This is a genomic window from Streptomyces sp. NPDC045846 (assembly GCF_056431605.1).
Genome location: NZ_JBWKKJ010000001.1, coordinates 847,905 through 873,859 on the forward strand (window position 1 = coordinate 847,905; position 25,955 = coordinate 873,859).

General features: G+C 71.8%; 24 protein-coding genes. 9 read left to right on the forward strand and 15 right to left on the reverse strand.

What is annotated here, in order from left to right:
• Positions 1-100: 100 nt before the first annotated feature.
• Entirely contained in the window at positions 101-988 is an 888-nt protein-coding gene (locus AC07F3_RS03800; protein WP_479110111.1) for an NAD-dependent protein deacetylase, read from the reverse strand.
• Positions 989-1,175: 187 nt separating this feature from the next.
• Between AC07F3_RS03800 and AC07F3_RS03805 the strand changes: the two genes are divergently transcribed.
• Positions 1,176-1,697: a GNAT family N-acetyltransferase gene (locus tag AC07F3_RS03805; protein ID WP_479110113.1), complete on the forward strand. Its 522-nt coding sequence runs from the start codon at positions 1,176-1,178 to the stop codon at positions 1,695-1,697.
• A 100-nt stretch (positions 1,698-1,797) separates the two neighbouring features.
• On the opposite strand, the gene AC07F3_RS03810 is transcribed toward AC07F3_RS03805, so the two are convergent.
• A complete protein-coding gene (locus tag AC07F3_RS03810; RefSeq protein WP_479110115.1) occupies positions 1,798-2,163 on the reverse strand; it encodes a darcynin family protein in 366 nt (121 codons plus the stop codon).
• Between the two features lie 187 nt (positions 2,164-2,350).
• A complete protein-coding gene (locus AC07F3_RS03815) occupies positions 2,351-3,241 on the reverse strand; it encodes an NAD(P)H-binding protein (protein ID WP_479110117.1) in 891 nt (296 codons plus the stop codon).
• A gap of 276 nt (positions 3,242-3,517) precedes the next feature.
• Between AC07F3_RS03815 and AC07F3_RS03820 the strand changes: the two genes are divergently transcribed.
• Positions 3,518-3,925 (forward strand): YciI family protein, encoded by a 408-nt coding sequence (locus AC07F3_RS03820; RefSeq protein WP_479110119.1) that lies wholly within the window; start codon positions 3,518-3,520, stop codon positions 3,923-3,925.
• 8 nt (positions 3,926-3,933) lie between these two features.
• On the forward strand, positions 3,934-5,079 hold the full coding sequence (locus AC07F3_RS03825; protein WP_479110607.1) for an RNA polymerase sigma factor: 1,146 nt from the start codon (positions 3,934-3,936) through the stop codon (positions 5,077-5,079).
• Positions 5,080-5,107: 28 nt separating this feature from the next.
• On the opposite strand, the gene AC07F3_RS03830 is transcribed toward AC07F3_RS03825, so the two are convergent.
• The 3 genes from AC07F3_RS03830 to AC07F3_RS03840 form a co-directional block, all read right to left on the reverse strand.
• Positions 5,108-5,893 carry an ArsR/SmtB family transcription factor gene (locus tag AC07F3_RS03830; RefSeq protein WP_479110121.1) on the reverse strand — a complete coding sequence of 262 codons (786 nt, stop codon included), beginning with the start codon at positions 5,891-5,893 and terminating at the stop codon, positions 5,108-5,110.
• Positions 5,894-6,008: 115 nt separating this feature from the next.
• Positions 6,009-8,756: a glycoside hydrolase family 2 protein gene (locus AC07F3_RS03835; protein WP_479110123.1), complete on the reverse strand. Its 2,748-nt coding sequence runs from the start codon at positions 8,754-8,756 to the stop codon at positions 6,009-6,011.
• A 196-nt stretch (positions 8,757-8,952) separates the two neighbouring features.
• The gene (locus AC07F3_RS03840; protein ID WP_479110125.1) at positions 8,953-10,128 is read right to left on the reverse strand and encodes an ROK family transcriptional regulator; all 1,176 of its coding nucleotides are present in this window, start codon (positions 10,126-10,128) and stop codon (positions 8,953-8,955) included.
• Between the two features lie 159 nt (positions 10,129-10,287).
• Here AC07F3_RS03840 and AC07F3_RS03845 point away from each other — a divergent pair, with 159 nt between their 5' ends.
• Positions 10,288-11,736: an APC family permease gene (locus AC07F3_RS03845; protein ID WP_479110127.1), complete on the forward strand. Its 1,449-nt coding sequence runs from the start codon at positions 10,288-10,290 to the stop codon at positions 11,734-11,736.
• 70 nt (positions 11,737-11,806) lie between these two features.
• Here AC07F3_RS03845 and AC07F3_RS03850 read toward each other — a convergent pair whose 3' ends face one another.
• From AC07F3_RS03850 to AC07F3_RS03865, 4 genes are all read right to left on the reverse strand, one after another.
• Positions 11,807-13,300 carry a flotillin family protein gene (locus tag AC07F3_RS03850; RefSeq protein ID WP_479110129.1) on the reverse strand — a complete coding sequence of 498 codons (1,494 nt, stop codon included), beginning with the start codon at positions 13,298-13,300 and terminating at the stop codon, positions 11,807-11,809.
• A gap of 142 nt (positions 13,301-13,442) precedes the next feature.
• Complete coding sequence (locus tag AC07F3_RS03855) at positions 13,443-13,646, reverse strand: hypothetical protein (protein ID WP_479110609.1); 204 nt, start codon at positions 13,644-13,646, stop codon at positions 13,443-13,445.
• 140 nt (positions 13,647-13,786) lie between these two features.
• Positions 13,787-14,482, reverse strand: a complete 696-nt coding sequence (locus AC07F3_RS03860; RefSeq protein WP_479110131.1) for an alpha/beta fold hydrolase — start codon at positions 14,480-14,482, stop codon at positions 13,787-13,789.
• A 213-nt stretch (positions 14,483-14,695) separates the two neighbouring features.
• Positions 14,696-15,943 (reverse strand): MFS transporter, encoded by a 1,248-nt coding sequence (locus AC07F3_RS03865; protein ID WP_479110133.1) that lies wholly within the window; start codon positions 15,941-15,943, stop codon positions 14,696-14,698.
• Between the two features lie 248 nt (positions 15,944-16,191).
• Here AC07F3_RS03865 and AC07F3_RS03870 point away from each other — a divergent pair, with 248 nt between their 5' ends.
• The 5 genes from AC07F3_RS03870 to AC07F3_RS03890 all read left to right on the forward strand — a co-directional run bounded on the left by AC07F3_RS03870 (position 16,192) and on the right by AC07F3_RS03890 (position 21,612).
• Positions 16,192-17,214: a LacI family DNA-binding transcriptional regulator gene (locus AC07F3_RS03870; RefSeq protein WP_479110135.1), complete on the forward strand. Its 1,023-nt coding sequence runs from the start codon at positions 16,192-16,194 to the stop codon at positions 17,212-17,214.
• A 116-nt stretch (positions 17,215-17,330) separates the two neighbouring features.
• The gene (locus AC07F3_RS03875; RefSeq protein ID WP_479110137.1) at positions 17,331-17,624 is read left to right on the forward strand and encodes a hypothetical protein; all 294 of its coding nucleotides are present in this window, start codon (positions 17,331-17,333) and stop codon (positions 17,622-17,624) included.
• 141 nt (positions 17,625-17,765) lie between these two features.
• The gene (locus AC07F3_RS03880) at positions 17,766-18,950 is read left to right on the forward strand and encodes a thiolase family protein (RefSeq protein WP_479110139.1); all 1,185 of its coding nucleotides are present in this window, start codon (positions 17,766-17,768) and stop codon (positions 18,948-18,950) included.
• A 221-nt stretch (positions 18,951-19,171) separates the two neighbouring features.
• The gene (locus tag AC07F3_RS03885; protein WP_479110141.1) at positions 19,172-20,608 is read left to right on the forward strand and encodes an aldehyde dehydrogenase family protein; all 1,437 of its coding nucleotides are present in this window, start codon (positions 19,172-19,174) and stop codon (positions 20,606-20,608) included.
• Between the two features lie 80 nt (positions 20,609-20,688).
• On the forward strand, positions 20,689-21,612 hold the full coding sequence (locus tag AC07F3_RS03890) for an AEC family transporter (RefSeq protein WP_479110143.1): 924 nt from the start codon (positions 20,689-20,691) through the stop codon (positions 21,610-21,612).
• Positions 21,613-21,622: 10 nt separating this feature from the next.
• Here AC07F3_RS03890 and AC07F3_RS03895 read toward each other — a convergent pair whose 3' ends face one another.
• From AC07F3_RS03895 to AC07F3_RS03915, 5 genes are read right to left on the reverse strand one after another with little or no spacing between them, the layout of a single operon-like run.
• Positions 21,623-22,540: an endo alpha-1,4 polygalactosaminidase gene (locus AC07F3_RS03895; RefSeq protein ID WP_479110145.1), complete on the reverse strand. Its 918-nt coding sequence runs from the start codon at positions 22,538-22,540 to the stop codon at positions 21,623-21,625.
• Positions 22,537-23,199, reverse strand: a complete 663-nt coding sequence (locus AC07F3_RS03900; RefSeq protein WP_479110610.1) for a spherulation-specific family 4 protein — start codon at positions 23,197-23,199, stop codon at positions 22,537-22,539. Before AC07F3_RS03900 ends, AC07F3_RS03895 begins: the two co-directional genes overlap by 4 nt.
• The gene (locus tag AC07F3_RS03905) at positions 23,196-24,104 is read right to left on the reverse strand and encodes an NAD-dependent epimerase/dehydratase family protein (RefSeq protein WP_479110147.1); all 909 of its coding nucleotides are present in this window, start codon (positions 24,102-24,104) and stop codon (positions 23,196-23,198) included. The genes AC07F3_RS03900 and AC07F3_RS03905 overlap by 4 nt, the downstream gene beginning before the upstream one ends.
• A gap of 7 nt (positions 24,105-24,111) precedes the next feature.
• The gene (locus tag AC07F3_RS03910; RefSeq protein WP_479110149.1) at positions 24,112-24,825 is read right to left on the reverse strand and encodes a nucleotidyltransferase family protein; all 714 of its coding nucleotides are present in this window, start codon (positions 24,823-24,825) and stop codon (positions 24,112-24,114) included.
• A 31-nt stretch (positions 24,826-24,856) separates the two neighbouring features.
• Positions 24,857-25,858, reverse strand: coding sequence for an SDR family NAD(P)-dependent oxidoreductase (locus tag AC07F3_RS03915; RefSeq protein WP_479110151.1), 1,002 nt, complete (start codon positions 25,856-25,858; stop codon positions 24,857-24,859).
• Between the last annotated feature and the right edge of the window lie 97 nt (positions 25,859-25,955).

The window sequence follows — 25,955 nt, forward strand, 5'->3', positions numbered from 1 at the left end:
GGCAGGCGAGGAGATTCATTCCCCCGCGGGTCAGGGGTCTGCCGTCGGCGAGTGGCCCGGGACTCGTCCTGCTCCCGTTGCAAAAGACCTCCCCCCTGGGTCACTCCTCCACCGGGATGTGGAGCCCCTCAGCCACCGTGGTGAGGGCCGCGCCCAGGGGGAGGGCGACTCGGGTGGTGGCGTGTTCGTCGCCTCGGGTCGGGGTCTGGTTGACGATCAGTACGGGCTTGTCGGCCCGGGCCGCCTCTCGGACGAAGCGGAGTCCGGACATCACGGTCAGCGAGGAGCCCAGGACCAGCAGGGAGGTCGCCTCGGCGACCAGTTCCCGGCAGTGTGCGACCCGCTGCGGCGGAACGGCCTCACCGAAGAAGACCACGTCGGGCTTGAGGATGCCGCCGCAGCGCGTGCAGGGCGCGACGCGGAAGTCCTTCGCCTGTTCGTCGGTGAGGTCGGCGTCGCCGTCCGGGTTGAGTCCGGCGGCCACCGGTTCGAAGCCCGGGTTCGCCTCTTCGAGCCGTCGCGCGAGTTCGCGGCGCTCGCTGAGGGCGCCGCAGGAAAGGCAGACGACCCGGTGGAGGCTTCCGTGGAGTTCCACCACGCCCTCGCTGCCCGCCGCCTGGTGCAGCCCGTCGACGTTCTGGGTGATCACACCCGCGAGCAGACCGTGCCGCTCGAACGCCGCCACCGCCCGGTGCCCCGCGTTGGGGCGCGCGCGGCCGAACGTACGCCAGCCCAGGTGGCTGCGCGCCCAGTACCGGCGCCGGGCCGGGGCGTCGGCGGTGAACTCCTGGTAGGTCATGGGGGTGTGCCGACTGAGGCTCCCGCCCTCGCCCCGGTAGTCGGGGATGCCCGACTCCGTGGAGATGCCCGCCCCGCTGAGCACCAGCACCCCGCCGGCCCGCAACGCTTCGGCGACCGGCGCCGGATTCTTGGTGCCGGGGCGTAGGTCCTCGGGGGGCGTCCAGCTCAGGGTGGGGCGCATGCGCATGCCGCCAGCCTACGAAACCGGGTGCGGCATCGGTACCGGGCATGATCCACGGCTCGGCAGCGTACGTACGGAGGGTGCGCCGCCTCCGACCGACTCCGGCCGTTCTGTGCGGCGCACCACTCCATGGCAGGGAAAACACGACTCCACGGCAGGGAAAATTCGTTGTCGTGCCCTCACCGCGCTCGGCATGCTGCACAGCGTGACCACGCAAGAGGACCACCCCCGCGCCGTTGTCAGCCTGCCCGTCCACGTACGCGATCTCCGGCCCGAGGACCTGCCCTCGTGCACCTGGTCCGGCTCGCCCACCCATCTGCGGCAAGTGGGGCGCGAGCTCGCGCGTGCCGCGGCGGGAGAGGTCGACTACCTGGCCGTATGCACGCCCGTGGACCTGCCGGTGGCGATCGGCGGCGTCGACTACCAGGTGTCCCGAGGAGCCGGAGTCCTGTGGCAGCTCGCCGTGCTCCCGGCCCTTCAGTCCCGTGGTCTCGGAACACTGCTGGTCGGCGCCGTCGAGCAGCGGATCCGGCGGCGTGGTCTGCACCGGGCCGAACTCGCCGTCGAGGACGACAACCCCCGGGCTCAAGCGCTGTACCAGCGCCTGGGCTATGTCCCCTACGGCCGTGAGCCGGACTCGTGGGAGGTCGAGGATCCCGACGGGACCGTCCGTCGCCACGAGACGATGTGCGTGCTCCTGCGCAAGGCCCTCTGAGCCCCGCCCAGCGCCGCCCCCCGACGCGGTGGGCCCGTTCCATCGGCACGCCCCTCCCACCCCGCTCGGCTGGGCGGCGCGCGCCCGCAGAGGCCGGAGCTCAGGTGCTGATGGTGGCGACGGGCTCGACGCCGTAAGTGCGCGCGTAGCCGTTCTCTGTGCCGACGAGGAGATCGACCACCTCGAAGTAGCGGTCCCAGAAAGGGGTTTCGCGCAGTGCGTCGATCAGGAGCTGATAGGCGCCATGGTCGTCCGCCTCCCAGACCCAGACATCGGTGACACGCGCCGAGTAGAACTCCGTGTCGTAGAAGCGGGACCGGACGCCGGTCGTCCTGGACTTGATCGCGGGCAGGACCTGCGTGGTGAAGGCCTCGATCCGCTCCTCGACGGTCAGGGCGAGCCATTCCGGCGTGGTCTTGACGAGCATGAACGCCGTGACCGGTGTCTTGGTTGTCTCAACAGGCATGAGGGTGCCTTTCATGAAGGTGGGGAGGTGGAAAGGTGAGGAGGGGCGCCCGGTCGTGTGGTGCCGGTCAGTAGGGCGTCGGTGTGGAGGTCCGCCTTGTAGCCCGTGCTGTACGTCCGGCTTCGGTGCCGGTCGGAGTGCCGCTCCCGGGTCCGGGAGGCTGCCCGGATCACGGTCTGACGCTGCGTCAGGCGAGCACGGCAGGCTTGAGCACCTGGTCACACCACTGCTCGAAGGACGTGAGGGAGGAGGAGTCGGCGGTGCGGGGCACCCCCGCGTCCAGGCCCTCGTCCTTCGCCCGCTTCATGTCCACGACGCCCTGGACGAACGCTGCGTTCAGGCCGTAGCCGGTGAGGGCGGTGTGCAGGTCGGCGTAGGACTCGCGCTCGTAGCGGACGGGCAGTCCGAGCCGCTCGGTCATGATGCGGGCCAGGTCGGTGGGGGAGAGGTCCTGGGGTCCGAGGACGGGGACGCTGTCGACGCCGGTCCAGGTGCGGTCCAGGAGCAGCGCCGCAGCAGTCGCGGCGATGTCGGCGACGGCCACCAGGGGAGCCTTGCGGTGCGCGTCGACGGTGTCGGTGAAGACGCCCTTCTGTCGGATGGAGTCGGCCTCCTCCAGGAGGTTCTCGAAGAACGACGCGTTCGCCAACGCGCGGTAGGCAACGCCGCTGGAGGCGATGAGGTCGTCCATGGCGAGGGAGGCGGTCACGAGTCCGGCCCGGTCGGCGACCGGGGTGCCGCGGCCGAGGGCGGAGACACCGACGACGTGGCCGACGCCGTGCGACGCGAGTGCTTGCACGGCGGGTCGGGTGAAGCCGCTGTAGCCCGCCTCCGGGGTCAGCGACGAGTCCGGGGGGACGAGCCAGAAGACGGCGTCCGCGCCCTCGAAGGCACGGTCGACGACCCGCGGGTCGCCGTGGGAGCCGGTGACCACCTCGACGCGATCGCGTACGCCGGCGGGGAGCCGTGCGGGATCGCGCACGATCACGCGCAGGCGCTCTTCGGCCGGAGCGGATGCGAGGAGGAGGGAGAGCAGGCGGCTGCCGATGTTCCCGGTGGGTGCGGTAATGACGATCATGAAAACTTCCCTGGATGGTGCGGGTTCGGAACACCCTCATCCTGCGGAGCCACCGTGTATTGCCGCAAGAGAAACTTTGGCAAGCAATCATTGCGCGAAATGGAATTGTGCTGGTCAGATGGGTTGAGGTCGTCGGCGCGCTCGTCGTTTTCGGCTCGCCGAGGGAGAAGCCGGAAAAAAGTTCCGCGCCCGTGTCGAAATCGCGTCTCCGGCTCCGTCCCAGGGGTGCAGGCGGCCACAATGGGCCGCACCAGGACCGCACCGAGGAGAGACATCATGGCCAAGTACCTGCTGCTCAAGCACTACCGAGGCGCTCCGGCCTGTGCCAATGACGTGCCCATGAGCGAGTGGACGCCCGAGGAGATCTCGACCCACGTGAAGTACATGCAGGACTTCGCGGACCGGCTGGAGAAGACCGGCGAGTTCGTCGACGCCCAGGGCCTCGCCCCCGAGGGCACCTGGGTGCGCTACGACGGTGAGGGGCGGCCGCCGGTCACCGACGGGCCCTTCGCCGAGACCAAGGACCTCATCGCGGGCTGGATGGTGATCGACGTCGACACGTACGACCGTGCCCTGGAGCTGGCCGGGGAACTGTCGGCCGCCCCCGGCGCGGGCGGAAGGCCGCTCCACGAGTGGCTGGAGCTGCGCCCGCTCATGGCGGCCCCGCCCACCATCACGGAGTGACTCAGCCGATGAACGAGGCCCTGCTGCGCAGCCTCACCCCGGGCGTGCTCGCCGTCCTCGTCCGCCGCGGAGCCGACTTCGCGGCGGCCGAGGACGCCGTCCAGGACGCCCTGGTCGAGGCCGTCCGCGGGTGGCCCACCGACCCGCCGCGGGACGCGAAGGGCTGGCTCGTCACCGTGGCCTGGCGCAAGTTCCTCGACGCGACCCGCGCGGACACCGCCCGGCGCAGGCGTGAGGACCTCCTCGACGAGGAACCCGCGCCCGGGCCGGCGTCCGCGGTGGACGACACGCTCCAGCTCTACTTCCTGTGCGCCCATCCCGCCCTGACACCGTCGTCCGCCGTCGCGCTCACCCTGCGCGCGGTGGGCGGCCTGACCACTCGTCAGATCGCCCAGGCCTATCTGGTGCCCGAAGCGACCATGGCGCAGCGCATCAGCCGGGCCAAGCGCACCGTCTCCGGCGTACGTCTCGATCAGGCGGGGGACGTCGCGACCGTGCTGCGCGTCCTCTATCTGGTCTTCAACGAGGGCTACTCCGGCGACATCGACCTCGCCGCCGAGGCCATCCGGCTCACCCGGCAGCTCGCGGCCGCCATCGACCACCCCGAGGTCGCGGGACTGCTCGCCCTCATGCTGCTGCACCACGCCCGCCGCGCCTCGCGGACCGCGCCGGACGGCGCTCTGGTGCCGCTGGCCGAGCAGGACCGCGCCCGGTGGGACACCGCGCTGATCGCCGAGGGGGTCGACATCCTCCAGGCGGCGCTCGCCCGCGACCAACTCGGCGAGTTCCAGGCCCAGGCCGCCATCGCGGCCCTCCACGCGGACGCGCCCAGGGCCGAGGAGACCGACTGGGTGCAGATCGTCGAGTGGTACGACGAGCTCGCGCGCCTCACCGACAGCCCGGTCGTCCGGCTCAACCGCGCCGTCGCCCTCGGCGAGGCCGACGGCCCCCGCGCGGGCCTCGCCGAACTCGCGACCCTGGACGACACCCTGCCCCGCCACACCGCGGTCGCCGCCTACCTCCACGAACGCGCCGGTGACCTGACCACGGCGGCCCGTCTGTACGCCGAGGCCTCGCACAAGGCGCCCAACCTCGCCGAACGCGACTACCTGACCCGCCAGGCCGCCCGCCTCAACACGCGACTCCGTCACTGACCCGGGCCCCCTCGGGGGCGGCGCGGCATCACTGCGAGGCGAGGGGCTCGCCCGTCTCGAGCAGGGTCTTGAGGCTGGACAGGATCGGGGGCCAGCCCTGGCTGCACATGCCGTGCAGGACACCCGCCGGGTCGAAGTCGTGAGTGACCGTCAGCTTGACCTGGTCGCCGTGCGGTTCGAGGTCGAACGTGACGCTCGACCGGCGCTCGACCGCGAGCTCGGCACGCACGTCCTCGGCGATGCCCACGCCCTTGGCCCAGTCCTCGGTGAACGAGTGCCAGGTGTAGGCGAGTTGGCGGTACGGGTCGCAGACCAGGACGACCTGTTCCGGGTCCGACATCGTCGCACCGCCCTGTTTCCACACCAGTGGCGCGCCCTTGGCCCACTCGCTCTCCAGGCTCACGCCCCAGTACCGCTCGGTGAACGCGGGCTCGGTCAGGGCCTGCCACAGCCAGTCGGGGGTGGTGCGGATGTACGTCGTGTACACGAACGTCTTGCTGTCCATGGGGGTCTGCTCCAATGCTCTCTTCAGGTCCGCGAGGGCGTTGACCCGGCCGCGGTCGAACCGGCTGATCCACCGCTCGGCGATCGCGTTGATCGGCACGGCGTTGAGGTAGTGCAGCTTCTTCCGCCCCTGCCGCACGGGCGTCACCAGTCCGGCACCCTCCAGCACCGCGAGGTGCTTGCTCACCGACTGGCGGGCCATGTCCAGCCCCGCGCACAACTCCCGCAGGGTCTGGCCGTCGCGGTCCCGCAGCCGGTCCAGCAGCCGGCGCCGACTCGGGTCCGCCAACGCCCTGAACACCGTGTCCATGACCCATCACTTCCTGTCATGCAGCCAGATGGCTACCTCTCCATGGTGGGCAGCCTCTCGGCTGCATGTCAATCCGAAGGGAGCCATCGCCTCCCTGGCAGGCGATGGCCTCCGCTCAGCTGGTCGGCACGGTGGCCGTCGCCGTGTTCCACCCCGAGATCCGCAGCCGGGGCGCCGAACCGTGCAGGTCCGCCGTGCGGTACGTCGCCGTCAGAGTCGTCGACTCGCCGGGCCACAGGCTCACCTGGTTGTCCGACCAGTGCACCGGCAGGACGGGTGCGTCGGTCCGGTCGACCAGGTGCACATCGGTGAGGAGCGCCGGTACCGCCCCCGGGCCCGTGTTCCGTACCGTCACCGTCGTCGTCGACGTGCCGTCCGTGCCGGTCGTGGTCGTCCCGGTCGCGGACACCGCCGCCTTCGGCATCGAGGCGAGCCCCCTCAGGTCGGCGTACGCCGTGGTCGGGGTGTAGTACCAGTCGGTGTTCGCGTAGTCGAGGACGTCCGGCTGGGTGGAGAGCCAGTACACGTTCCGGCTCACCTCCTTGCCGGAGCCGTCGGTGAGGAGCAGCCGGGCCAGATACGTGGTCGACAGGCCGCTCACCGACGCGGGGACCGTCAGCGCGGTGGTGCTCGCGCCGTCGCCCGCGACGCCGAGCCCGCTCACCGTCCGGTCGTACTTCTCGGTGCCGTCCGTGTTGAAGAGTGTCACCCGCGCGGTGAGCCCGGAGGCCGCGGCGGGGCGGCTGTTCACGACCGACACCGCGCGGTTGTCGTAGGAGTACTGGATGTGCAGCGGCTCGTTCGCCTTCTTCGCGCCGAAGTAGGCGCCGCCCTGATCGAGGTAGCGGTCCGTCAACTGCCAGTGCAGCGAGGTCCATCCGCTGTTGAACATCCAGTAGACGACGCCGGTCGCCGGCTTGGCCGCGTCCCTGGCGTTGCGGCCGTACGCCTCGTACTGGGCCCGCACGTTCTCGTACTGCGCGAGCTGTGCCTTGCGTACGTAGTCGTCGAGGCCGGTCGGGGTGCCGTAGCGGCCGGCCAGGGCGTCGTCGTACAGCTTGAGCGTGGCGAAGGTCGAGGAGGGGGAGCGGTGGTACTGCTTCGCCGACGGGGACTTCCACAGGGTGTCGAGCTCCGCCGGTGACATCATGCGGCGCAGGGTGTCGAGCGTGGGGATGTCGGGGCCCGCGCTGGTCTCGGAGTTGAAGCCGGTGGCTCCGCCCTCCTGCTTGTTGTACCAGTAGTTCGGCGGGACCCAGTCGTAGGGACCCGTCATCTTCATGCCCGAACTCCCGCTGATCGGGGCCGAGTTGTCCGACGCCGCCGCCACCACCGGGGCGGGCCAGTCGGCCGCCTCCAGCGCGTCCGCGTAGGTCTTCTCGATCGTCGCGTCGGGGGCGAAGTCGCTGCCGATCAGGAACGAGATCACGCTCGGATGGTCGCGCAGACGAGCGGCTTCGGCGGCCATGGACGCCTTCGCCACCGGGTAGTCGGCGGGAGTCCACTTGTCGCCCGGCTCGCCGCCGTTGACCTGGCCCTCCCACTTGTCGCAGCACTCCCAGCCCGGCATGGTGAGGATGCCGAGGCGGTCGGCCACATCGAAGAACTCGTCCGGCTCGATGTGCCCTTCCAGGCGGATGGTGTTGAGCCCGAGGTCGCGTGCGTAGGCGAGCCGGTCCTCCACGTACGTGTGGTCCCAGCGCAGATACTCGTCGGGGGACCAGCCGCCGCCCTTGATCAGCAGCGGGCGGCCGTTGATCGAGTACTGGCGGGCTCCGTCAGTGTTCAGCGGGGCCTTCACGTCCCGGACGCCGAACGACTCGTGGGCGGTGTCGGAGGTGCTGGACGCGACCGACGCCGTCAGGTTCAGCTCGTACAGCGGCTGCCCGCCCATGCCCGCCGGCCACCACACCCGCGGTGCGGTCAGGCGTAGTTGGGGATAGGCGGACGGGGCGAAGGTGACCGGCTTCGTCTCGTGCGGCGCGAGGGTGACGCTCTGGCTGAAGGCCACCTGTCCGATCGTGCCGGACACGGTCGCGGTGGCCGGGGCCGACGAGTCGTTGCGGGCCTGCGCCTTCACGGTGAGCTCCGCCGAAGCGAGCGAAGGCACCGCGAGCGCGGTCACCACATGCGCGTCGCGCAGAGCGACGGGTCCGCCCCGCCTGACCAGCACGTCGCGGACGATGCCCATGTTCTGGTCGGGCGGGGGCTGCAGCCAGTCGATCCAGCCCGTCGTCAGGTTCTTCTTCGGATTGTTGGGCTGGATCCGGAAGGCGACCGTGTTCGTGCCGCGGCGCACCAACTCCGTGACGTCCAGCTCGTGTCGGGTGTACGCGCCCGCGACCGCGCTCTTGTCGGCGACCTGGGTGCCGTTGACGTACACGTCGGCGGCCGAGATCACTCCGCTGAAGTCGAGGTAGGTGCGGGAGGAGGTGTCGGCGACGGTGAAGTCCGACCGGTACCACCAGGGGACGGTGAAGTCCGCCTTGGGGATCTTCTCCTGGTTGGTCGAGTAGAAGGGGTCGGCGTACGCGCCGGACGCCAGCAGCGCGGCGAGCACCGTGGAGCGGGGCCCCGCCGGGGTCCAGCCGGTGGCGGGGTAGCCGGGGCTCGACACGGCGGCGGGGGAGTCGGTGACCTCGACCGTCGACCGGATCGCGTAGCCGGTGAGGGCGGTCGCGCTGCCCGGCGCCGAGGCGACCGGCGTGACCGGGCCGCGGGCGACAGGCGCGCCGGGGGCCGCCGACGAGGTGCCGGCGGTGAGGGTGAGGAGCAGGCCGAGTACCGCGACGGCGGCGGTCCTTCGGCGCGCGGGGGCGGGGCGGTGGAACACGGTCGTCTCCCAGAGGGCTGGTCGGAACATCCGCGCATCGCTAGGGCGACTCGGCTGGAGAACAGTGCGAGCCGCCATCGGGTCACGCCGGGAACAGCTCGGGTCCGGGGAGCGGCTCCATACGGAGCCAAGCAAGTAAAGAAACCTTACTAACCCGTACCTGCAAGCTAGAGGCGTGAGTGGGGCATGTCAATCAGCGGGCCGCCGCTGTGGTGACGGGGCCTCATCAGTGCGCCGAGCGCCGCTCGAAGGCCACGTCCCGAGCCGTGCCGAGGGCCGTCGCCACCGCGCCGAGCAGCACCGCGTCCTCGCCCAGCGAGCTCGGCGCCACCTTCGGCCGCAGCGGGGTGAGCGTCCGCAGCGTCTCGTGCACCGGGCGGAGCAGCAGGTCCGCGCTGTGTCCGACGCCTCCGCCGAGCACCACGAGATCGGGGTCGAGCACGGCGGCGACCACCGCGACGGTGTGCGCGATCCGCTCGCCCTCCAGCTGAACCGCCTTGACGGCGGGGGTGGTTCCGGCCCGGGCCGCGTCGAAGACGTCCTTCGCGGTGAGCGGACCCGCCATGCCGAGCGAGCGCGCGGCCGCGACCACCGCGTCCCCGGAGACCGCGTCCTCCAGCGTGTCCGGCTTCTGGTGGCCGGGCCACGGCAGGAAGCCGATCTCCCCGGCACCCCCGTGCGCCCCGGTGAAGAGCTGGCCCTCGCTGACCACGCCCATGCCGAGACCGGTGCCGATCATGACGTACACGAAGAGCCTGCTGCCCGCGCCGACGCCGAAGGTGTACTCGCCGAGTGCCGCCAGGTTGGCGTCGTTCTGCACCGCCAGCGGGATGCCGAGCCGTTCCGTCATCTGGTCGAAGAGCCCCGGCCGGCCCCAGCCGGGAAGGTGCTGCGCGTAGCGGACGCGCCGTTTGCCGGCGTCGTACACGCCGGGCGTCCCGACCACCGCCTGGGCGACCTTGTCCGCGTCCACGCCCGAGTCGTCCACGAGCCGGTGCGCGCTGGTGACGACCAGCTCGGCCAGGGTTGCCGAGGTGCGGGCGTGGTTGCGGACGTCGGAGCGGGCCACGACCGTGCCGTCGAGGTCGGCGAGGGCGATCCGCAGCCAGGCCCGTCCGATGTCGATGCCCAGGGCGTAGCCGGCGGTGGGATCAGGCGCGTAGAGCACGGCGGCCCGGCCGCGTTCGGGGATCATGGTGCCCGCCTCGCGGACCAGGCCCGCCAGTTCGAGCGAGGCGAGCGCGCTGGACACGGTGGGCTTGGACAGACCGGTGTCGCGCGCGAGCTGGGCCCGGGACGCGGGGCCCTCGGCGCGCAGCCGGTCGAGCAGCAGCCGCTCGTTCGAACTGCGCTGCCGCTGCGGGGTCCAGGGCAGGTCGCCACCCTCGTCGCTGCTGGTCATCGCATCATTCTCACGCATCGGTCCGAGCTGCTCACTGACGACCCCTTGACGGTGAAAGTAAAGGTACTTAACTTAAGCACGCCCAACGCCGGGAGAATCCCCGCACTGGCGAATCGGCAGTAGCTCCCTCTTCTCGTCATCAGCCCAGGGAGGACCCCAGTGTCCGGAACCCCTCCGCCGGCCGGCGGCTTCGTCCGCAGGATCGGACTCTTCCAGGCCACCGCCATCAACATGAGCCAGATGTGCGGGATCGGCCCCTTCGTGACCATCCCGCTGATGGTCGCCGCCTTCGGCGGCCCGCAGGCCGTCATAGGCTTCGTCGCCGGCGCGATACTCGCGCTGGCCGACGGTCTGATCTGGGCCGAACTCGGCGCCTCGCTGCCCGGATCCGGCGGCAGTTACGTCTACCTGCGCCAGGCCTTCCAGTACCGCACCGGCCGCCTCATGCCGTTCCTCTTCGTGTGGACGGCCATGCTGTTCATACCGCTGGCCATGTCCACCGGCGTGGTCGGCTTCGTGCAGTACCTCGGCTACCTCGCCCCGCACCTCGGGCGGACGGCCGGTGACCTGATCGGGCTCGGGGTCATCGTCCTCGTGGTCCTGCTGCTCTGGCGCGGCATCGAGAACATCGCCCGGCTCGCCGCCGTGATGTGGGCCGTGATGATCGCCTCGGTTGCCCTGGTGATCGTCGCCGCCGCCACCGACTTCAGCCCGCACCTGGCCTTCAGCTATCCGTCCGGCGCCTTCGATCTGACGGGCAGTCACTTCTGGATCGGATTCGCCGCGGGCCTCACCATCGGCATCTACGACTACCTCGGCTACAACACCACCGCCTACATGGGGGCCGAGATCAAGGACCCCGGGCGCACCCTGCCGCGCTCCATCATCTACTCGGTCCTCGGCATCATGGTGATCTACCTGCTGCTCCAGATCGGCACCCTCGGCGTCATCGACTGGAACCGGATGCAGGACCCGAACGACATCGCGTCGAGTTCGGTGGCCTCCGCGGTCCTGGAGAAGGCCTGGGGCAAGGGCGCCGCCGACGTCGTCACGGTCCTCATCCTGGTCACCGCGTTCGCCTCGGTCTTCACCGGACTGCTCGGCGGCTCCCGGGTCCCCTACGACGCCGCCCGCGACAAGGTGTTCTTCCGCCCGTACGCCAAGCTGCACCCCAGGCACCGCTTCCCGATGCTGGGCCTGGTCACCATGGGTGTCGTCACCGCCGTCGGCTTCATGATCGGTCGGCACACCGATCTCACCACCCTCATCCAGCTGCTCACCACCGTGATGGTCATCGTGCAGGCGCTCGCGCAGATCCTCGCCGTGACGGTGCTGCGCGCACGACAGCCCGGGCTGCGGCGCCCGTACCGGATGTGGCTCTACCCGCTGCCCAGCCTGATCGCCCTGGTCGGCTGGCTCACCATCTACGGCTACGCCGACAAGAACTCGCCCGGCCGTCACCCCATCGAATGGTCCCTGGCCTGGGTGGCGCTCGGCTGCGTCGCCTTCCTGCTGTGGGCGCGCTTCGAGAAGGTGTGGCCGTTCGGGCCGCGCGAGATCACCGAGGAGTACGCGGACGGGCCGCCCGTGGAGACGCTCCCCGTCTGAGCCGCACCCCCCGTACGCGACGGCCCCCGCCCGGATGCCCGGGCGGGGGCCAACTCGCCTATCGCGGAGCTCACTTGTCCCCGCGCCGCGCCTCCTCGGTGATCGGTATCGAGGTCGACAGCGGCGAACCCGTCACCGGGGAATGCCCGTTGGGGGACTCGCCGTTCTGGTTCATCGACGCCAGCAGCTGGCGGGCCAGGCCGAGGCCCGTGCCACCCATCGTGAGGGCCTTCGCGAACATCTCCGACATGCCCTCGGCGCCGTTGAGCAGCACCATGTGCTCCACGTTGCCGAACGCGGACGCGCCCGCCTGCACGATCTGCGGCCAGTTCTCGGCGAGTTGCTGGGCGACCACGGCCTCCTGGTTCTCCGCGAGCGCCGCCGCGCGGGCCTTGATGGCCTCCGCCTCGGCGAGGCCTTGCGCCTTCGCCGACTCGGCCTGGGCGAGACCCCTGGCCTGCGTCGCCGCCGCCTCGGCCTCACCCGTCGCGCGGGTCGCCTTGGCGGCCGCGATCCCGCGCGCCTCGGTGGCCTGGGCCTCGGCGGCCGCGGCCGCCTTCACCCGGGTCGCCTCGGCGGCCGCCGCGAGCTCGGTCTCCTTCGCCTTGGCCTGGGCGGCCGAGATGCGGGCGTCACGCTCGGCCTCGGCCAGCGTCCGCTTCTCGTAGGCCTGGGCGTCGGCGGGCTTGCGCACGTCCGCCTGGAGCTGCTGCTCGCGCCGGTGGGCCTCCAGCTCGGCCACCCGGGTCTCCTGGACCACGACCTCCTGGCGGGCGGCGGCGTCCGCGAGCGGGCCCGCCTGGCGGGAGCTGGCCGCGGCCTTGTCGCGCTCGGCCTGGTAGCCCGCCTGGAGGATCTCGCTGTCCCGGGTCGCCTCCGACATCCGCGCGAACGCTGCCTGTTCGGCCTCGGTGGCCCGCAGGTTCGCCTCTGCCTGCGCGATCCGCGCGTCCCGCTGCACCGCGGCCGCGTGCGGCATCGCCAGGTTCTTGATGTAACCGGTCGGGTCCTCGATCTCGTGGATCTGCAACGAGTCGACGATCAGACCGAGCTTCTCCATCTCCGTGCCGCACGCGGCCCGGGTCTGCCCGGTGAGCTTCTCCCGGTCCCGGATCATGTCCTCGACCGTCAACCCGCCCACGATGGACCGGAGATGACCCGCGAAGACGTTGTGCACACGGTCCGACATCATCTTCTGCTGGTCGAGGAAGCGACGGGCCGCGTTGGCGATCGACACGAAGTCGTCGCCCACCTTGAAGATGACCACGCCGCGCACCCGCAGCGGAATGCCCTGCTGCGTCACGCAGTCCACCGAGAGCTCCGTCTCGTTGAGATCGAGCGACAGCTTCCGGACCGCCTGCACACCCGGCAGTACGAGGGTTCCCCGGCCCGTGACGATCCGGAACCCCATGCCCTCGCCGAGCCCCTCGGTCCTGTGCTTGGAACCGGAGATGACGAGTGCTTCGTTCGGTTCGGCCACCCGCCACATGAGCTTGAACAGGCCGACCAGAAAGATGATGGCGGCGAGAACGAGTCCCGCCGCGACGCCGATGACCATCGGCATACGCCCCCTTCACGCAGTGCCGTTCGGCACTGACGGGGGGAGTTTGCTCCTGGCCCGAGGTGGCGTGAAGACGCTGACGGATCCTTGTCGCAATCTTGATACGCACCGGTGAAAGCGCTGGTCAACCTGAGCGTGGGGATGCTCAGTTGTCGTACGCGGCCATGACGTACACGGTGCGCGGAGGCAGGTATTCCACCACCGTGACGACCGTCCCGGTCTCCAGCCGCTGCGTGCCGGCGGCCGGGTGCGCCAGGAAGTGCTCGGCCCCGCCCCGGATCCTGACGATGACCTCGCCCACGAGCCCGGGCCCGACCGTTCCGGTCACCCGCCCGAGCAGCCCCACCATGTCCTCGCTCATCGGGGGAGCGTAGCCGACCACCGCCGTCACCGACCTGTCCGGCGCCGGCGACCTGGCCGAGGGAGGACCTCACCCCGGGCGGCAGGGGGCACGAGGGTGGCCTGCCGCCCGGGTCGTTTGATGGATCGTCAGATCCAGCCGTCCAGGGAGGCCATGAATCCCTCGAAGTCGTCGCGGTGGATGGTGTGTCCCGCGTCCTTGACCGTACGGACCTCGAAACCGCGCGCTTCGAGGCGGGCCACCTCGGCCGCGTCGAACAGGAAGCTCGCGTCGGCGAACTGGACGAGCGAGGGCACGACGGCCTTCGCCGGAACCCGGTCCGTGCCGAACACCGGCGCGAGACCTATCGCGGAGTTCTCGTCCCAGAGCCTCAGCGTCTCCACCTCGATGTCGACGTCCTCGGCCTCCCAGCGCGGGTTGAGATCCGCGATCATCTGGCGGCTCACCGACTTGAACTGGGCGAAGAGCTCCGGACTGACCCCCGATTCCTGGGTGTTGACGTTCCAGGCGGGGTCCGAGTACACCACGCGGGCCGGCCGCAGCCGCTCGACGGCGAGCGAGAGCGAGAGCCCGCCGAGGGAGTGCCCGATGGCCAACTCGGCCTCGGCGGGGAGGTTTTCGACGAGGTCGTCGGCGAAGAGCTCGGCGGTGTACTCGCCGCGCCCGCTCGCGCCGTGGCCGCGCAGGTCCACCGCGATGACGCGGTAGCCCCGCTCGGCGAGCGCGGGGCCGACCTTCCGCCAGGTGCGGTGGTCGGCCATGATCCCGTGGATCAGGAGCGCGACACGGTCGCCCTCTCCCCAGGTACGGGTGTTGAGCTGCACGGTGATGCCTTTCGGTAGGGTGGTGCTGTCGGGCGGTTGGGGTACGGACCGGGGCGGGCGGCGCGGTCAGGTGCGGGCCCGCCCCGGAACCGTACAAACACGGGTCCCGGACCGGCGCGGCCGTCAGGTACGCGCCCGCCCCGGCGACCCGTGCGGATACGGGCCCCGGCCCTCGCGCCCGTCAGGTGGGCGCGGGCCCGGGATCCGTACGTCTCAGCGCACGGACCTGATCGGGCGCACGGCGAGCGCGCCCAGGACCGAGAGCGCGGCTCCGGCCAGGAACAGCGCGGTGTAGCCGCCGCTGACCGAGACGATCAGCGAGGCCGCGAAGGGGGCGACGATCTGGGGGCCCGCGTTGGCGACGTTGAGTACGCCCAGGTCGCGGGCGGCGTCCTCGGCCTTCGGCAGGACCAGGGTGACCAGCGCGGTGTCGACCGCCATGTAGCAGCCGAAGCCGAGGCCGTTGACGACCGAGAAGGCGATCATCGCGGGCCAACTCGGCGAGAGCGCCGGGATGACCAGAGCCGCCGCGGAGAGAGCGGCCGAGGCCCCGACGAACAGCTTGCGGCGGTCGTGCCGGTCCGAGAGCCAGCCACCGAGCACGGTCGAGACGACCATGGCGAGCGCGTTGACCGGCATGAGGATCGCCACCGCCCGCTCGGGGGCGAGTCCGGCGGGCAGTCGGGTGTGGTCCTGGAGGATGTAGAGCTGATATCCAGCCACCGCGAAGTAGCCGAGGACCAACAGCGCGCGGCCGATGAACGCCCAGCGGAAGTCGTGGTCGCGCAGCGCCCCCGTGAACGCGGCGACCTGCCGGGCGAGCGGCAGCGGCGCTCTCGCGGGCCGCCGCTCCTCGTGCGCGCCCGCCGTGAAGATCACCGCGGCGGCCGCCACCAGCGCGCCGAGGACGAGGTAGCCGGTGCGGTAGTGGTCCGAGAAGGCGGCGCCGAGCAGCGCGCCGATCGTCGAGCCGAACGGCAGCCCGAGCCCCACGGCGGCCGACGCCCTGCCGCGTGCGGCGAGCGGCACCCGGTCGGGGACGACGGAGGTGAGGGCGGCCTGGTAGACGTTGAGCACCGCCTGACCCAGGCACCACACGATGGTGACCAGCAGGATCGTGTGGACCGTGCCGAGGAGGAACATCACGGGCAGGGCGAGCAGCCCGCCGCCGAGTATCCAGGGATTGCGGCGCCCCGAGCGGTCGGAGAGCGCGCCCGCCACCGGATTGAACACGGTCGCGAAGATCGCGGAGACACCCGAGACGAGACCGAGGTCGGCGACCTTGTGCGCCGCGTCGAGGTGCTCGATCTGGAGCGCGAGCAGCACGCCGGGCACGCCGATGTAGAGGGCGTACAGAGCGGTGTTGCCGAGCAGGAGCAGCGGCAGCAGCCCGCGCGCGGGCCGGGGAGCGGGGGCGGGGAGGACCGCCGGGATGCCGGTGCCGGGGGAGGAAAGGGCCACGCTGCCCTCCGAGGAGTGGGAAGAGGCGGACGGGGATCACGAGCCGGCCCGGGACGGCGTCCTGACCGGCCGGAATTGACGGGTCCCGACAGGAACGCGAGCCGCGTGACACCGGTGGCCGCAAGGGTCGAGGTCACCTGCCTGTCATGCTTACACGTGTCAATTGCTCGTGTAAGCACTGTGTAGCATCGAATTCAGGCCATCCGCTAGACCCCGGGCAGGAGGCGTCTGGAAAGATGCCGATCGCGATGAGCCAGACACCCGAGCAGCCTGCCGACCGTCCCGTCCCGACCAGCGCCGATGTGGCCCGCCTGGCCGGGGTCTCCCGGGCGACCGTGAGCTACGTGCTCAACAACACCTCGGCCGTGCGGATCAGCGAGCCCACCCGGGTCCGGGTCCGGGCCGCGGCCGAGGAGCTGGGGTACGTGCCGCACGCCGCGGCCCGCAGCCTGCGCGCAGGCCACACCCGGATCGTGCTGCTGCCGACGGCCCACATCCCGGTCGGCCCGCTCTACAACCGGTTCTTCAACGAGCTCCAGTGGGAGTTGCGCCGGCTCGACTACACGGTCGTCCAGTACGGCAGCCTCGGGCTCGGCGCCGACGAGGCGGCCCGCGCGTGGGCCGAGCTGCGGCCGGTCGCCGTGCTCACGCTGGGCGAGATCGAACTCACCGCGCAGGGGGTCCGGCTCCTCAAGCGCTCCGGGGCCCGGGCGGTCATCACGCTGGGCCCGCAGCGCGTGGAGGGCGCCCACGCGCTCGTGATGGACCAGCGCGAGATCGGCGAGAGCGCGGTCGCCCACCTCCGCGAGCGGGGCCGCCGCAGGATCGGCGTGCTGATGCCGGACGAGCCGGGCCTCGAACTCTTCTCCAAGCCGCGCCTGGCGGGCGCCCGCAAGGCCGTGCACGGCACCGACGCGGTGATCGAGCCGGTGTCCATGGCGTACACGGAGGAATCCGCGGCCGAACTCGCGGGCCGGTGGCGCGCGTTGGGGCTCGACGCGGTGTTCGCCTACAACGACGAGTACGCGATGCTCCTGATGCGCGCGCTCCAGGACGCTGACATCGATGTCCCGGGCGAGGCCGCCGTGATCGGCGCCGACGACCTTCTGCTCGGCAGGCTGCTGCGGCCGCGCCTCAGCACCGTCCACGTGGAGATGGTGACCGGGCGCCACCTGGCCGAGCTGGTGGACCGCGTGGTGCGCGACCCGGACGGCACCCCGGAGCGCCACGACCTGATGGGCGCCCGGGCCCTGCCGCGTGAGTCGAGCTGAGCGGCGGCTCCGGTGGCGGCGGCTCTCCCGGTGGTGTCTCTGTGCCGGGTGAGGCTTGGCAGGTTCATGGGGCGGAAGGACGTGCGTCCGGAGCCCCGGGTGTCTAGCGTCGGAGCATGAGCAACCAACCGCAGCGCCCGAGCCGGCACCCCCGGCGTTTCGAGATCCTGCTCGTTCCCGAACACGTCGAGGACCGGGGGAACGCCTCGGTCGCGGACAGCGCCGTGCGGTCCGCCGTCGTCGAGGCGACCGGGGAGGCGGGGGTCTCGGGTTACCCGCGCTACGCCGGGCACGGCATCGTGGCCGAGATCGACTGCGCCACGCGCGCCGTCGAGGCGCTCCTGGTCGACGGAGCCGAGCTCGACCTCGGGCTGAGCGTGGTGGTCAGGGAGGTCCCGGAGCGGCCGTGATCATGTTTCGGCCGGGGCCCGTTGACAGCGGGCGGCGGTGGGCAGAGACTCGGGCGCAGCCATTCATGAACATCACTTCACTGGGCGAACAGGCTGCCGTGGTGGCCGCCGAGCGGTGAAGCGATCCGTGGGAGAGACCCGATGAGCATCCGCGACGTGTACATCGTCGACGCCGTCCGCACCCCCATCGGCAAGTTCGGGGGCGCGCTCGCCGCGGTGCGGCCCGACGACCTCGCCGCGCACGTGGTCAGGTCGCTGGTGGACCGCACCCCGGAGCTCGACCCGGCCCGGATCGACGACGTGTACTTCGGCGACGCCAACGGCGCGGGCGAGGACAACCGCGACGTGGCCCGCATGGCCGTGCTGCTCGCGGGGCTGCCCGTCTCGGTGCCCGGCGTCACCGTCAACCGCCTCTGCGGCTCCGGTCTGGAAGCCGTGATCCAGGCGGCCCGCGCCATCGCCGTCGGGGACGCCTCGATCGCCGTCGCGGGAGGCGTCGAGTCGATGTCCCGCGCCCCCTGGGTGGTGCAGAAGCCCGAACGGGCCTTCCCCGCGGGCCACCAGCAGATGTACTCGACCACCCTCGGCTGGCGCATGACCAACCCCAAGATGCCCGCCGAGTGGACGGTCGCCCTCGGCGAGGGCGCCGAACTCATCGCCGAGCGGCACGGCATCACCCGCGAACAGCAGGACGCCTTCGCCCTCGACAGCCACCGCAAGGCCGCCGAGGCCTGGGCCAAGGGCCTCTACGACGGCGAGGTCGTCCCCTACGAAGGCGTCGATCTGGCCCGTGACGAATGCATCCGGGAGTCCTCGACGCCCCAGGCGCTCGCCCGGCTCAAGCCCGCCTTCCGCAAGGACGGTTCGGTGACCGCGGGTAATGCGTCCCCGCTCAACGACGGCGCCGCGGCCCTGCTCCTCGTCGACGAGGAAGGACTGCGCGCCACCGGGCGCGAGCCGCTCGCCTGCGTCCGCAGCTCCGCCGTGACCGGCATCGAGCCCCAGCTCTTCGGGCTCGGCCCCGTCGAGGCCGTCCGCAAGGCGCTCGCCAAGGCGGGCAAGGACTTCGGCGACCTCACCACCTTCGAACTGAACGAGGCGTTCGCCGCGCAGTCGCTCGGCTGCCTCGCCGCCTGGCCCGGCCTCGACCCCGCCGTGGTCAACCCGCGCGGCGGCGCCATCGCCATCGGCCACCCGCTCGGCGCCTCCGGAGCCCGGCTCGCCGGAGCCGTCGCCCACCAGCTGGCCGCCGCCGGCTCCGGCACGGGCCTGGCCGCCCTCTGCATCGGCGTGGGCCAGGGCCTGGCCCTCGTCCTGGAACGCTGACCCCACGACGGTGTACGGGAGTTGAAGCCTCGGGGCATGCGCGGTGCGGCCCCGGTGCCCCGCCGAGTGGACGGCGCCGCCAGACCCCCCAAGGTTTCGTTGAGCGGTGAAGCATCTTACGATGGGCCCGCGCGGCGCCCCGATCGGTCTGTTGCCTGCGCCCAACTGCCGTGCCCCGTAAGGAACTTCACCTCGCCCGACCGTGTGACGGGAGATCCTCCATGACCCTGCTCGACCCCAAGACGTGGCAGCCCGCACCGCTCGCCGGGGGTGAGTACGAGGTCGTCGAACCCGCCACGGGCGAGGCGCTCGGCGCCGTCTTCCTCGCCACGGGCGAGGACGTCGACGCGGCCGCCAAAGCCGCCGCCGCGGCGCAGGCCGCCTGGGCGCGCACCCCGCACTTCGCACGCGCGGCGGTCCTGCGCCGGGCGGGCGATCTCTTCACCCACCACGCCGACGAGCTGCGCGAATGGCTGATCCGCGAGTCCGGGTCGGTCGCGGGCAAGGCGGACTTCGAGCTGCACGTCGCCGCGCAGGAGTGCTACGAGGCCGCCGCCCTGGCCTCCCGGCCGCTCGGCGAGGTGCTGCCGAGCGAACAGCCCCGGCTCTCCTACACCCGCCGGGTCCCGGTCGGCGTGACCGCGGTGATCGCCCCGTTCAACGCCCCGCTCATCCTCTCCATCCGCTCGGTGGCGCCCGCACTGGCCCTGGGCAACGCGGTCCTGCTCAAGCCCGACCCGCGCACCGCCGTCTGCGGCGGCCTCGCCCTCGCGGCCGTGTTCGCGGAGGCCGGGCTGCCCGAGGGGCTGCTGCACATCCTGCCCGGCGGTGCCGAGACCGGTCAGGCCCTCGTCGCCCACCCGCTGACACCCGTCATCTCCTTCACCGGATCGACCGCCGCCGGGCGCCGCGTCGGCGAGGCCGCCGGACGCCACCTCAAGCGCGCACACCTGGAGTTGGGCGGCAACTCCGCCCTCGTCGTGCTCGCTGACGCGGACATCGAGGGCGCGGTCGCCCAGGCGACCTGGGGCTCCTTCTTCCACCAGGGCCAGATCTGCATGACCACCGGCCGCCACCTCGTGCACGCCTCGCTGTACGAGGAGTACGTCGAGCGGCTCGCCGACCGGGCCGACGCGCTCGCCGTCGGCGACCCGTACCGCGAACAGGTCCACCTCGGCCCGGTCATCGACCGCCACCAACTCGCCAAGATCCAGGCCCTGGTGGCGGCCAGTACCGGCGGCGGCGCGCGGCTCGCGGCGGGCGGCACGCACCGGGACCTCTTCCACCGCCCCACCGTGCTCGCCGACGTGGACGACCACACGCCCGCCTACGCCGAAGAGGTCTTCGGCCCGGTGGCGCCCGTCCGCTCCTTCACCACCCTCGACGAGGCCGCCGCCCTGGCCGCCGCGGGTCCCTACGGGCTCTCGCTCGGCATCGTCACCCGGGACACCGCGCTCGGCCTGGAGCTCGCGGAACGCGTCCCGACCGGGATCGCGCACATCAACGACCAGACGGTCAACGACGAGGCGGTCGCGCCCTTCGGCGGGATCGCGGCGTCCGGTACCGGCGCCCGGTTCGGCGGCTCGGCCAACCTGGAGGCCTTCACCGAACTGCGCTGGACCACCGTGCGCCGCGAACCGGCGGACCACCCCTTCTGAGCGCGGCCGCCCACGGGGAGGCGTTCGCTCAGCGCGACCCCGGCGGCGCCCGGCGGACACCGGTCGGGCATCCTTGGCCGGTGCATTCGGTTCTCTCCGGCTTCCTGCCCATCTGGACCATCACCGCGTTCGGCTGGGCCGCCGGGCGGTTCAACCTCCTCGGCGACCAGGCCCAACAGGTCCTCGGTCGCTTCGCGTTCACCTTCGCCATGCCCTCGCTGCTGTTCCTGACGATGGCGAAGTCCCGGCCCGGCGAGCTCGCGCAGCCGGGTGTCGCGGTGTTCGCGCTCAGCCTGCTCGCCGTCTTCGCCGCCGGGCTGATCGCGAGCCGGCGGCTCTTCCGGCGCAAGAAGGCCGAGCAGGCGATCGGCGCGATGGCCGCCTCCTATGTGAACTCGGCGAACCTCGGCATCCCCGTCGCCGTGCACGTCCTGCACGACACGTCCTTCATCGTGGCCGCCGCCCTCTTCCAGATGCTGTTCATCACGCCCCTGATCCTGGTGCTCATAGAGCTCGACGTGCGCCGGGACGCGGCCAGGCGATGGCTGCGCATGCTCCAACTCCCCGTACGCAACCCGGTGGTCGGAGCCTCGGCGGCCGGGGTGGCCGTCGCCGCGCTCGGCCTGCGGCTGCCCGCCGAGGTGACCTCCCCGCTCACCATCCTCGGCGGCGGCGCCGTCCCCGCGGCCCTGTTCGCCCTCGGCATGTCGCTCACCGCGCGGGCGGCGGCCGACCCGGGGGCGCGGGCCGAGCGCGCCCTGCTTGTCGCCCTGAAGACCGCGGGGCAGCCGCTGCTCGCCTACGCGCTGGGCCGGTGGGCCTTCGGGCTCGACGGGCACGACCTGTTCGCGGTGGTGCTCTGCGCCGGACTGCCCACCGCGCAGAACGCCTTCATCTTCGCCTCCGAGTACCGGCTCGACACCGCGCTCCCCAGGGACACCGTGCTGCTCTCGACCCTCCTGTCGATGGCGTCCCTCTCCCTGATCGCCGTCCTCCTCGGCTGACGCGACCCGCTCAGCAGGGCTGGCGCCAGACGTCCAGCTTGAGGTTCTTGCGCATGGAGGAGAGGCCGAGCTTGTCGGACTCGGCGCAGAAGTCCTTGGTGGGCAGCTCGTACTCGACGTGGAACACCGCCTTGTCCGCCTTCACGAACGGCGTGAGCAGCGCGCACTCGTCGTACTGGGCGCACTGCTCGTTGACCGCGAATTCGAAGGACCCCACCAGGTCGGGAATTTGCTGGAGATCGTTCTTGAGCCCCACCGCCAGCCCCCGCGCGTGCGCGATCTCGGAGAGCATGCGGTTGTACGCCAGCTGGTCGGCGGCCTTGAGCGGGAAGCCTGTCTTGTTGAGGTAGCCGTCCATGAGATCCGGCTCGACCGCGTCGAAGCCCTTCTCCTTGCACATGTCGAACCGGCGCTCCATCAGCGGCCGCAGCACGTCGACGCGCCGGATGTCGAGCCAGCGCTCGCCCTCCCAGCCGTTGTTCTCGCCCTGCACCGCGCGCGGGAAGGCGTCCTTGTCGGGCCGGAAGTTCTCCCACGCGCCCGCGTTGACGTAGCAGATCGCCTTGCGGCCCTGGCCGTGCAGCTTGGCGACGTCGGCCGCGGTGTTCTCGAAGCCGTCGATGTCGTACACCGGCACGTCGGGCCCGTTCTCCACCCGGCCGTTGAGCTGCCACTGCCAGGCGGTGCCCGGCTTCGGCTGCCACACCTTCGCCGGGGCCGAACCACTGGGCGAGGGGGGCGCGGACCGGCTGGGCGACGGCGTGCCGGGGGAGGAGTGGGAGGGGGCGGGGGTGGTCGTGGGCCGCGGGGTGTCCGGGCCGTCCGCGTCGTCGTCCGAGGTGTCGGAGGAACAGGCGGAGGCGAGCAGCAGCAGGGCGGTGGCGGTGCACAGCAGCGCCGTCCGATTGCGGGCCAGGGTGCGGTTCATGGCGTCTTTCCGGGAAGCACGGGCGGCAGCTCCGCCCACGGATTGGGTAACTCGCGCTCTACCACGCAGCACACGCCCGCGCCGCGTTCCCCCGCCGTGCGCAGGGCGAGCGCGAGGAGCGCCCCGGGCACGCCGTACACCAGGTGGCACAGGCGCTCCGGCGGCTGGCGGTCGGCCCAGCCGGGCCGGGTGAAGGCGGACACGTACGTCGTCCAGTGGCCTTCGAAGGTGACGATCAGGTCGGCGATCCGCAGATAGCCGGGCGCGGGATGGACGCCCGGGTTGAGCACCACGGTGGTCGCGCCCGCCTGCCGCGCGGCCCGGGCGGCCCGCCGCACGAACGGCAGGCCGCTGCGGTCGGCGGGCGCCCGGTCCAGGAAGAGGCCGTCCGCCCCGTACCACGCGCGGTGTCTCTCCACGTCGCGCACCACGGCGGCGGACGGCCGCGCGCCGTAGTCCAGGTCGACGTAGCCGAGCACCCGCACCCCGGCCGATCGCAGCGCGGCGACCGGCTCGAGGAACGCCGGGTCCGGGGCGGACCCGGGCCCGTCCGCCGTGTTGAGCACCACCCCGTAGAGGCCGGCCGCCTCCTCGGCGAGCCGCTGCCAGGCGGCCGGGTCCTCGGCGGGGTGGACGTAGAGCGGAACGAGCAGCATCAGTGCACCGGCTCCCGACGCGGCTCGGCGCGCACGGCCGCCCACAGCGCGGAGACGGAATCGGCGAGGGCGTGCCGGGGCGACCAGCCGAGGGTGGTGCGTGCCGCGGCCGGGTCGGAGCACTGCCAGGGCACGTCCGCCGAGCGGGCCGAACCCTCGGCGTCCTCCTCGATCCGGCCCTTGAAACCGGCGGCGCGGACCAGTTCGTGCACCAACTCCCTGACCGGGACGGCCTGTCCGCTGCCGATGTTGAGCACGGGGGGCAGCGGGGTGCCGCCGGTCGCCGCGAGGACCGCGGCGTGGGCGACGTCGCGGACGTCCACGAAGTCCCGGTGCGCCGAGAGGTCGCCGAGCCGCACCGTCGCCCCGGGCTCCAGATCGCGCAGCTGGCGCGCGAGCCGGCCCGGCAGCCCGGCGGCGGGCGCGCCGGGTCCGACCGGGTTGGTGATCCGCAGGACCACGGCGTCCAGACCCGAGGAGGTGACGGCCAGGGTGCCCGCCAGCTTGGTGGCGCCGTACAAGGTGCTCGGGCGGGCCGCGGACTGCTCGGTGACGCGTTCGCCGATCCCGCTCGGCCCGTACTCCGCGGCCGAGCCGAAGTGGACGAGCCGGGCGGTCGGCGCGGCCTCCCGCAGGGCCGCGCACAGCACGGCCGGACCCCGGACGTTGACCTCGGCAAGCGCCATGGACTGCGGGCCGACCGCCCCCGCGCAGTTGACGACGGCGTCGGGGGCGAACGAGAAGAGCCGCTCGGTCAGCGGGCCGGGGCCGACGGTGGCGAGGTCCACGTCGAGGTCCGCGGACGGACCGCGTCCCCCGCCGAAGAACCGCACGCCGGGCAGGGCGCGCAGCTCCCGGGCGACATGACCGCCCAGGTAGCCGCTGTGGCCCAGTACGAGAATGCGCATGGGCGGCTCAGGCCCCCTTGAGCAGCAGGGAGCGGTGCGAGGTGAACTCGGCGTTCGCCCGGTCGTAGTCGTCCGGGCGGCCGATGTCGAGCCAGTAGCCGTCGAACGCGTAGGCGTGCGGCGGGGTCTCGGCCTTGAGCAGGTCGAGCACCAGCTCGTCGAAGCCGAGCGGAAGGCCCGGGGTGTAGGCGGCCAGGGTGCTCAGCGACAGTCCGTACACGCCCATCGAGACCCGGTAGTCCATGCTGGGCTTCTCGGTGAAGGCCACCACCTTGGTGTCGTCGGTGGTGAGCACCCCGAAGTCGATGTGCACCTTGCGGGCGTAGGTCGCGATCGTCAGCGGCGCGCCGCTGGTGCGGTGCTGGGTGAGCACGTCCGCGTAGTCGAGGTCAGTGAGGATGTCCCCGTTCATGACGAGGAAGGACTCGGGCAGCCGGTCCCGCATCGTCAGGAGCGGGCCGATGGTGCCGAGCGGGCTCTCCTCGGTGCTGTAGTCGATGTTCAGACCCCAGCGTTCGCCGTCGCCCACGTAGGCGCGGATGATCTGGCCCAGGTGGCCGATGGCGATGGTGCATCCGGTGAACCCGGCGGCCGCGAGCTGGCGCAGCACGATCTCCAGGATCGCGTGCTGGTCGCCGATCGGGACGAGCGGCTTGGGCAGCGCCGTGGTGTAGGGCCGCAACCGTACGCCCTTGCCTCCGGCGAGTATCACTGCGTGCATGGAAGCCTCCCTGAGAATGGGCCTTGCGGACTCAGATGTTGTAGATGCCGGTCTTGTAGCGGGCGAGGTTGGCCGGGTCGCGGAAGAACTCCGCGGTCCGCTCAAGTCCCGCCTCCAGGCCGTGCCCCGGCTGCCAGCCGGTGGCCTCGGTGAGCCGGCTCGCGTCCGCGACCAGGCGCATCACCTCGGAGTTGGCCGGCCTGATGCGCTGCCCGTCCTCCTGTACGTCGAGTTCGGCGCCCATCACCTTGCCGATGAGCCGCACGAGGTCGCCGACCGAGATCTCGGTGCCGGTCCCCGCGTTGAACGTCCGCCCCACGACCCGCTCGGCGGGAGCGGTGCCGACGGCCAGGAAGGCCTGCGCGGTGTCGGCGGCGAACGTGAAGTCCCGGGTCGGGCGCAGGTCGCCGAGCGTGATGGTGCGCGAGCCCGCCGCGACCTGGCCGATGACGGTGGGGATCACGGCCCGCATCGACTGGCGCGGCCCGTAGGTGTTGAAGGGGCGCAGCGTCACCACGGGCGTGGCGAAGCTCGCGTAGTAGCTGTCCGCGAGCCGGTCCCCGCCGGCCTTCGAAGCGGCGTACGGGGACTGGGTGTTGATCGGGTGGTCCTCGGTGATCGGCACGGTCTGGGCGGTGCCGTAGGTCTCGCTGGTCGAGGTGTGTACCAGGCGCGGGGTCTCCAGGGCACGGACGGCTTCGAGCACGTTGAGCGTGCCGGTGACGTTGGTGTCCACGTAGCTGTGCGGTGCCTGGTAGGAGTACGGGATCGCGATCAGGGCCGCCAGGTGGTAGACGGCCTCGGCTCCTTCGGCGAGAGCGCGCACGGAGCCCGGGTCGCGGACGTCGCCCAGGACGATCTCCACCTGGTCCAGGACGTCGGCCGGGAGGGTCTCCAGCCAGCCGTAGGAGGAGAACGAGTTGTACTGGGCCATCGCGCGGACGCGGTGCCCGGAGGCGACGAGGGCCTCGGTGAGGTGGGAGCCGATGAAGCCTTCGGCTCCGGTGACGGCGACAAGCGGTGCGGAGGTCAACTGCCGCTCCTTTCAGGGCTGTTCACAGCATTGGGTGATCATTCGGGTGCGGTGGGTGAGGCTGGTGTCCCGGCCGGGGCCGGGCGGGGTGCGGGTG

What these genes read in the sequence shown, in the direction of transcription:
- AC07F3_RS03810 (WP_479110115.1), bottom strand. Translation starts at nt 2,163, where the DNA reads ATGCCTGTTGAGACAACCAAGACACCGGTCACGGCGTTCATGCTCGTC.
- AC07F3_RS03815 (WP_479110117.1), bottom strand. Translation starts at nt 3,241, where the DNA reads ATGATCGTCATTACCGCACCCACCGGGAACATCGGCAGCCGCCTGCTC.
- AC07F3_RS03905 (WP_479110147.1), bottom strand. Translation starts at nt 24,104, where the DNA reads ATGCGCATTCTCGTACTGGGCCACAGCGGCTACCTGGGCGGTCATGTC.
- AC07F3_RS03870 (WP_479110135.1), top strand. Translation starts at nt 16,192, where the DNA reads ATGAGCCAGACACCCGAGCAGCCTGCCGACCGTCCCGTCCCGACCAGC.
- AC07F3_RS03820 (WP_479110119.1), top strand. Translation starts at nt 3,518, where the DNA reads ATGGCCAAGTACCTGCTGCTCAAGCACTACCGAGGCGCTCCGGCCTGT.
- AC07F3_RS03850 (WP_479110129.1), bottom strand. Translation starts at nt 13,300, where the DNA reads ATGCCGATGGTCATCGGCGTCGCGGCGGGACTCGTTCTCGCCGCCATC.
- AC07F3_RS03880 (WP_479110139.1), top strand. Translation starts at nt 17,766, where the DNA reads ATGAGCATCCGCGACGTGTACATCGTCGACGCCGTCCGCACCCCCATC.
- AC07F3_RS03875 (WP_479110137.1), top strand. Translation starts at nt 17,331, where the DNA reads ATGAGCAACCAACCGCAGCGCCCGAGCCGGCACCCCCGGCGTTTCGAG.
- AC07F3_RS03835 (WP_479110123.1), bottom strand. Translation starts at nt 8,756, where the DNA reads ATGTTCCGACCAGCCCTCTGGGAGACGACCGTGTTCCACCGCCCCGCC.
- AC07F3_RS03805 (WP_479110113.1), top strand. Translation starts at nt 1,176, where the DNA reads ATGCTGCACAGCGTGACCACGCAAGAGGACCACCCCCGCGCCGTTGTC.
- AC07F3_RS03800 (WP_479110111.1), bottom strand. Translation starts at nt 988, where the DNA reads ATGCGCATGCGCCCCACCCTGAGCTGGACGCCCCCCGAGGACCTACGC.
- AC07F3_RS03910 (WP_479110149.1), bottom strand. Translation starts at nt 24,825, where the DNA reads ATGCACGCAGTGATACTCGCCGGAGGCAAGGGCGTACGGTTGCGGCCC.
- AC07F3_RS03825 (WP_479110607.1), top strand. Translation starts at nt 3,934, where the DNA reads ATGAACGAGGCCCTGCTGCGCAGCCTCACCCCGGGCGTGCTCGCCGTC.
- AC07F3_RS03855 (WP_479110609.1), bottom strand. Translation starts at nt 13,646, where the DNA reads ATGGTGGGGCTGCTCGGGCGGGTGACCGGAACGGTCGGGCCCGGGCTC.
- AC07F3_RS03895 (WP_479110145.1), bottom strand. Translation starts at nt 22,540, where the DNA reads ATGAACCGCACCCTGGCCCGCAATCGGACGGCGCTGCTGTGCACCGCC.
- AC07F3_RS03840 (WP_479110125.1), bottom strand. Translation starts at nt 10,128, where the DNA reads ATGACCAGCAGCGACGAGGGTGGCGACCTGCCCTGGACCCCGCAGCGG.
- AC07F3_RS03830 (WP_479110121.1), bottom strand. Translation starts at nt 5,893, where the DNA reads ATGGACACGGTGTTCAGGGCGTTGGCGGACCCGAGTCGGCGCCGGCTG.
- AC07F3_RS03885 (WP_479110141.1), top strand. Translation starts at nt 19,172, where the DNA reads ATGACCCTGCTCGACCCCAAGACGTGGCAGCCCGCACCGCTCGCCGGG.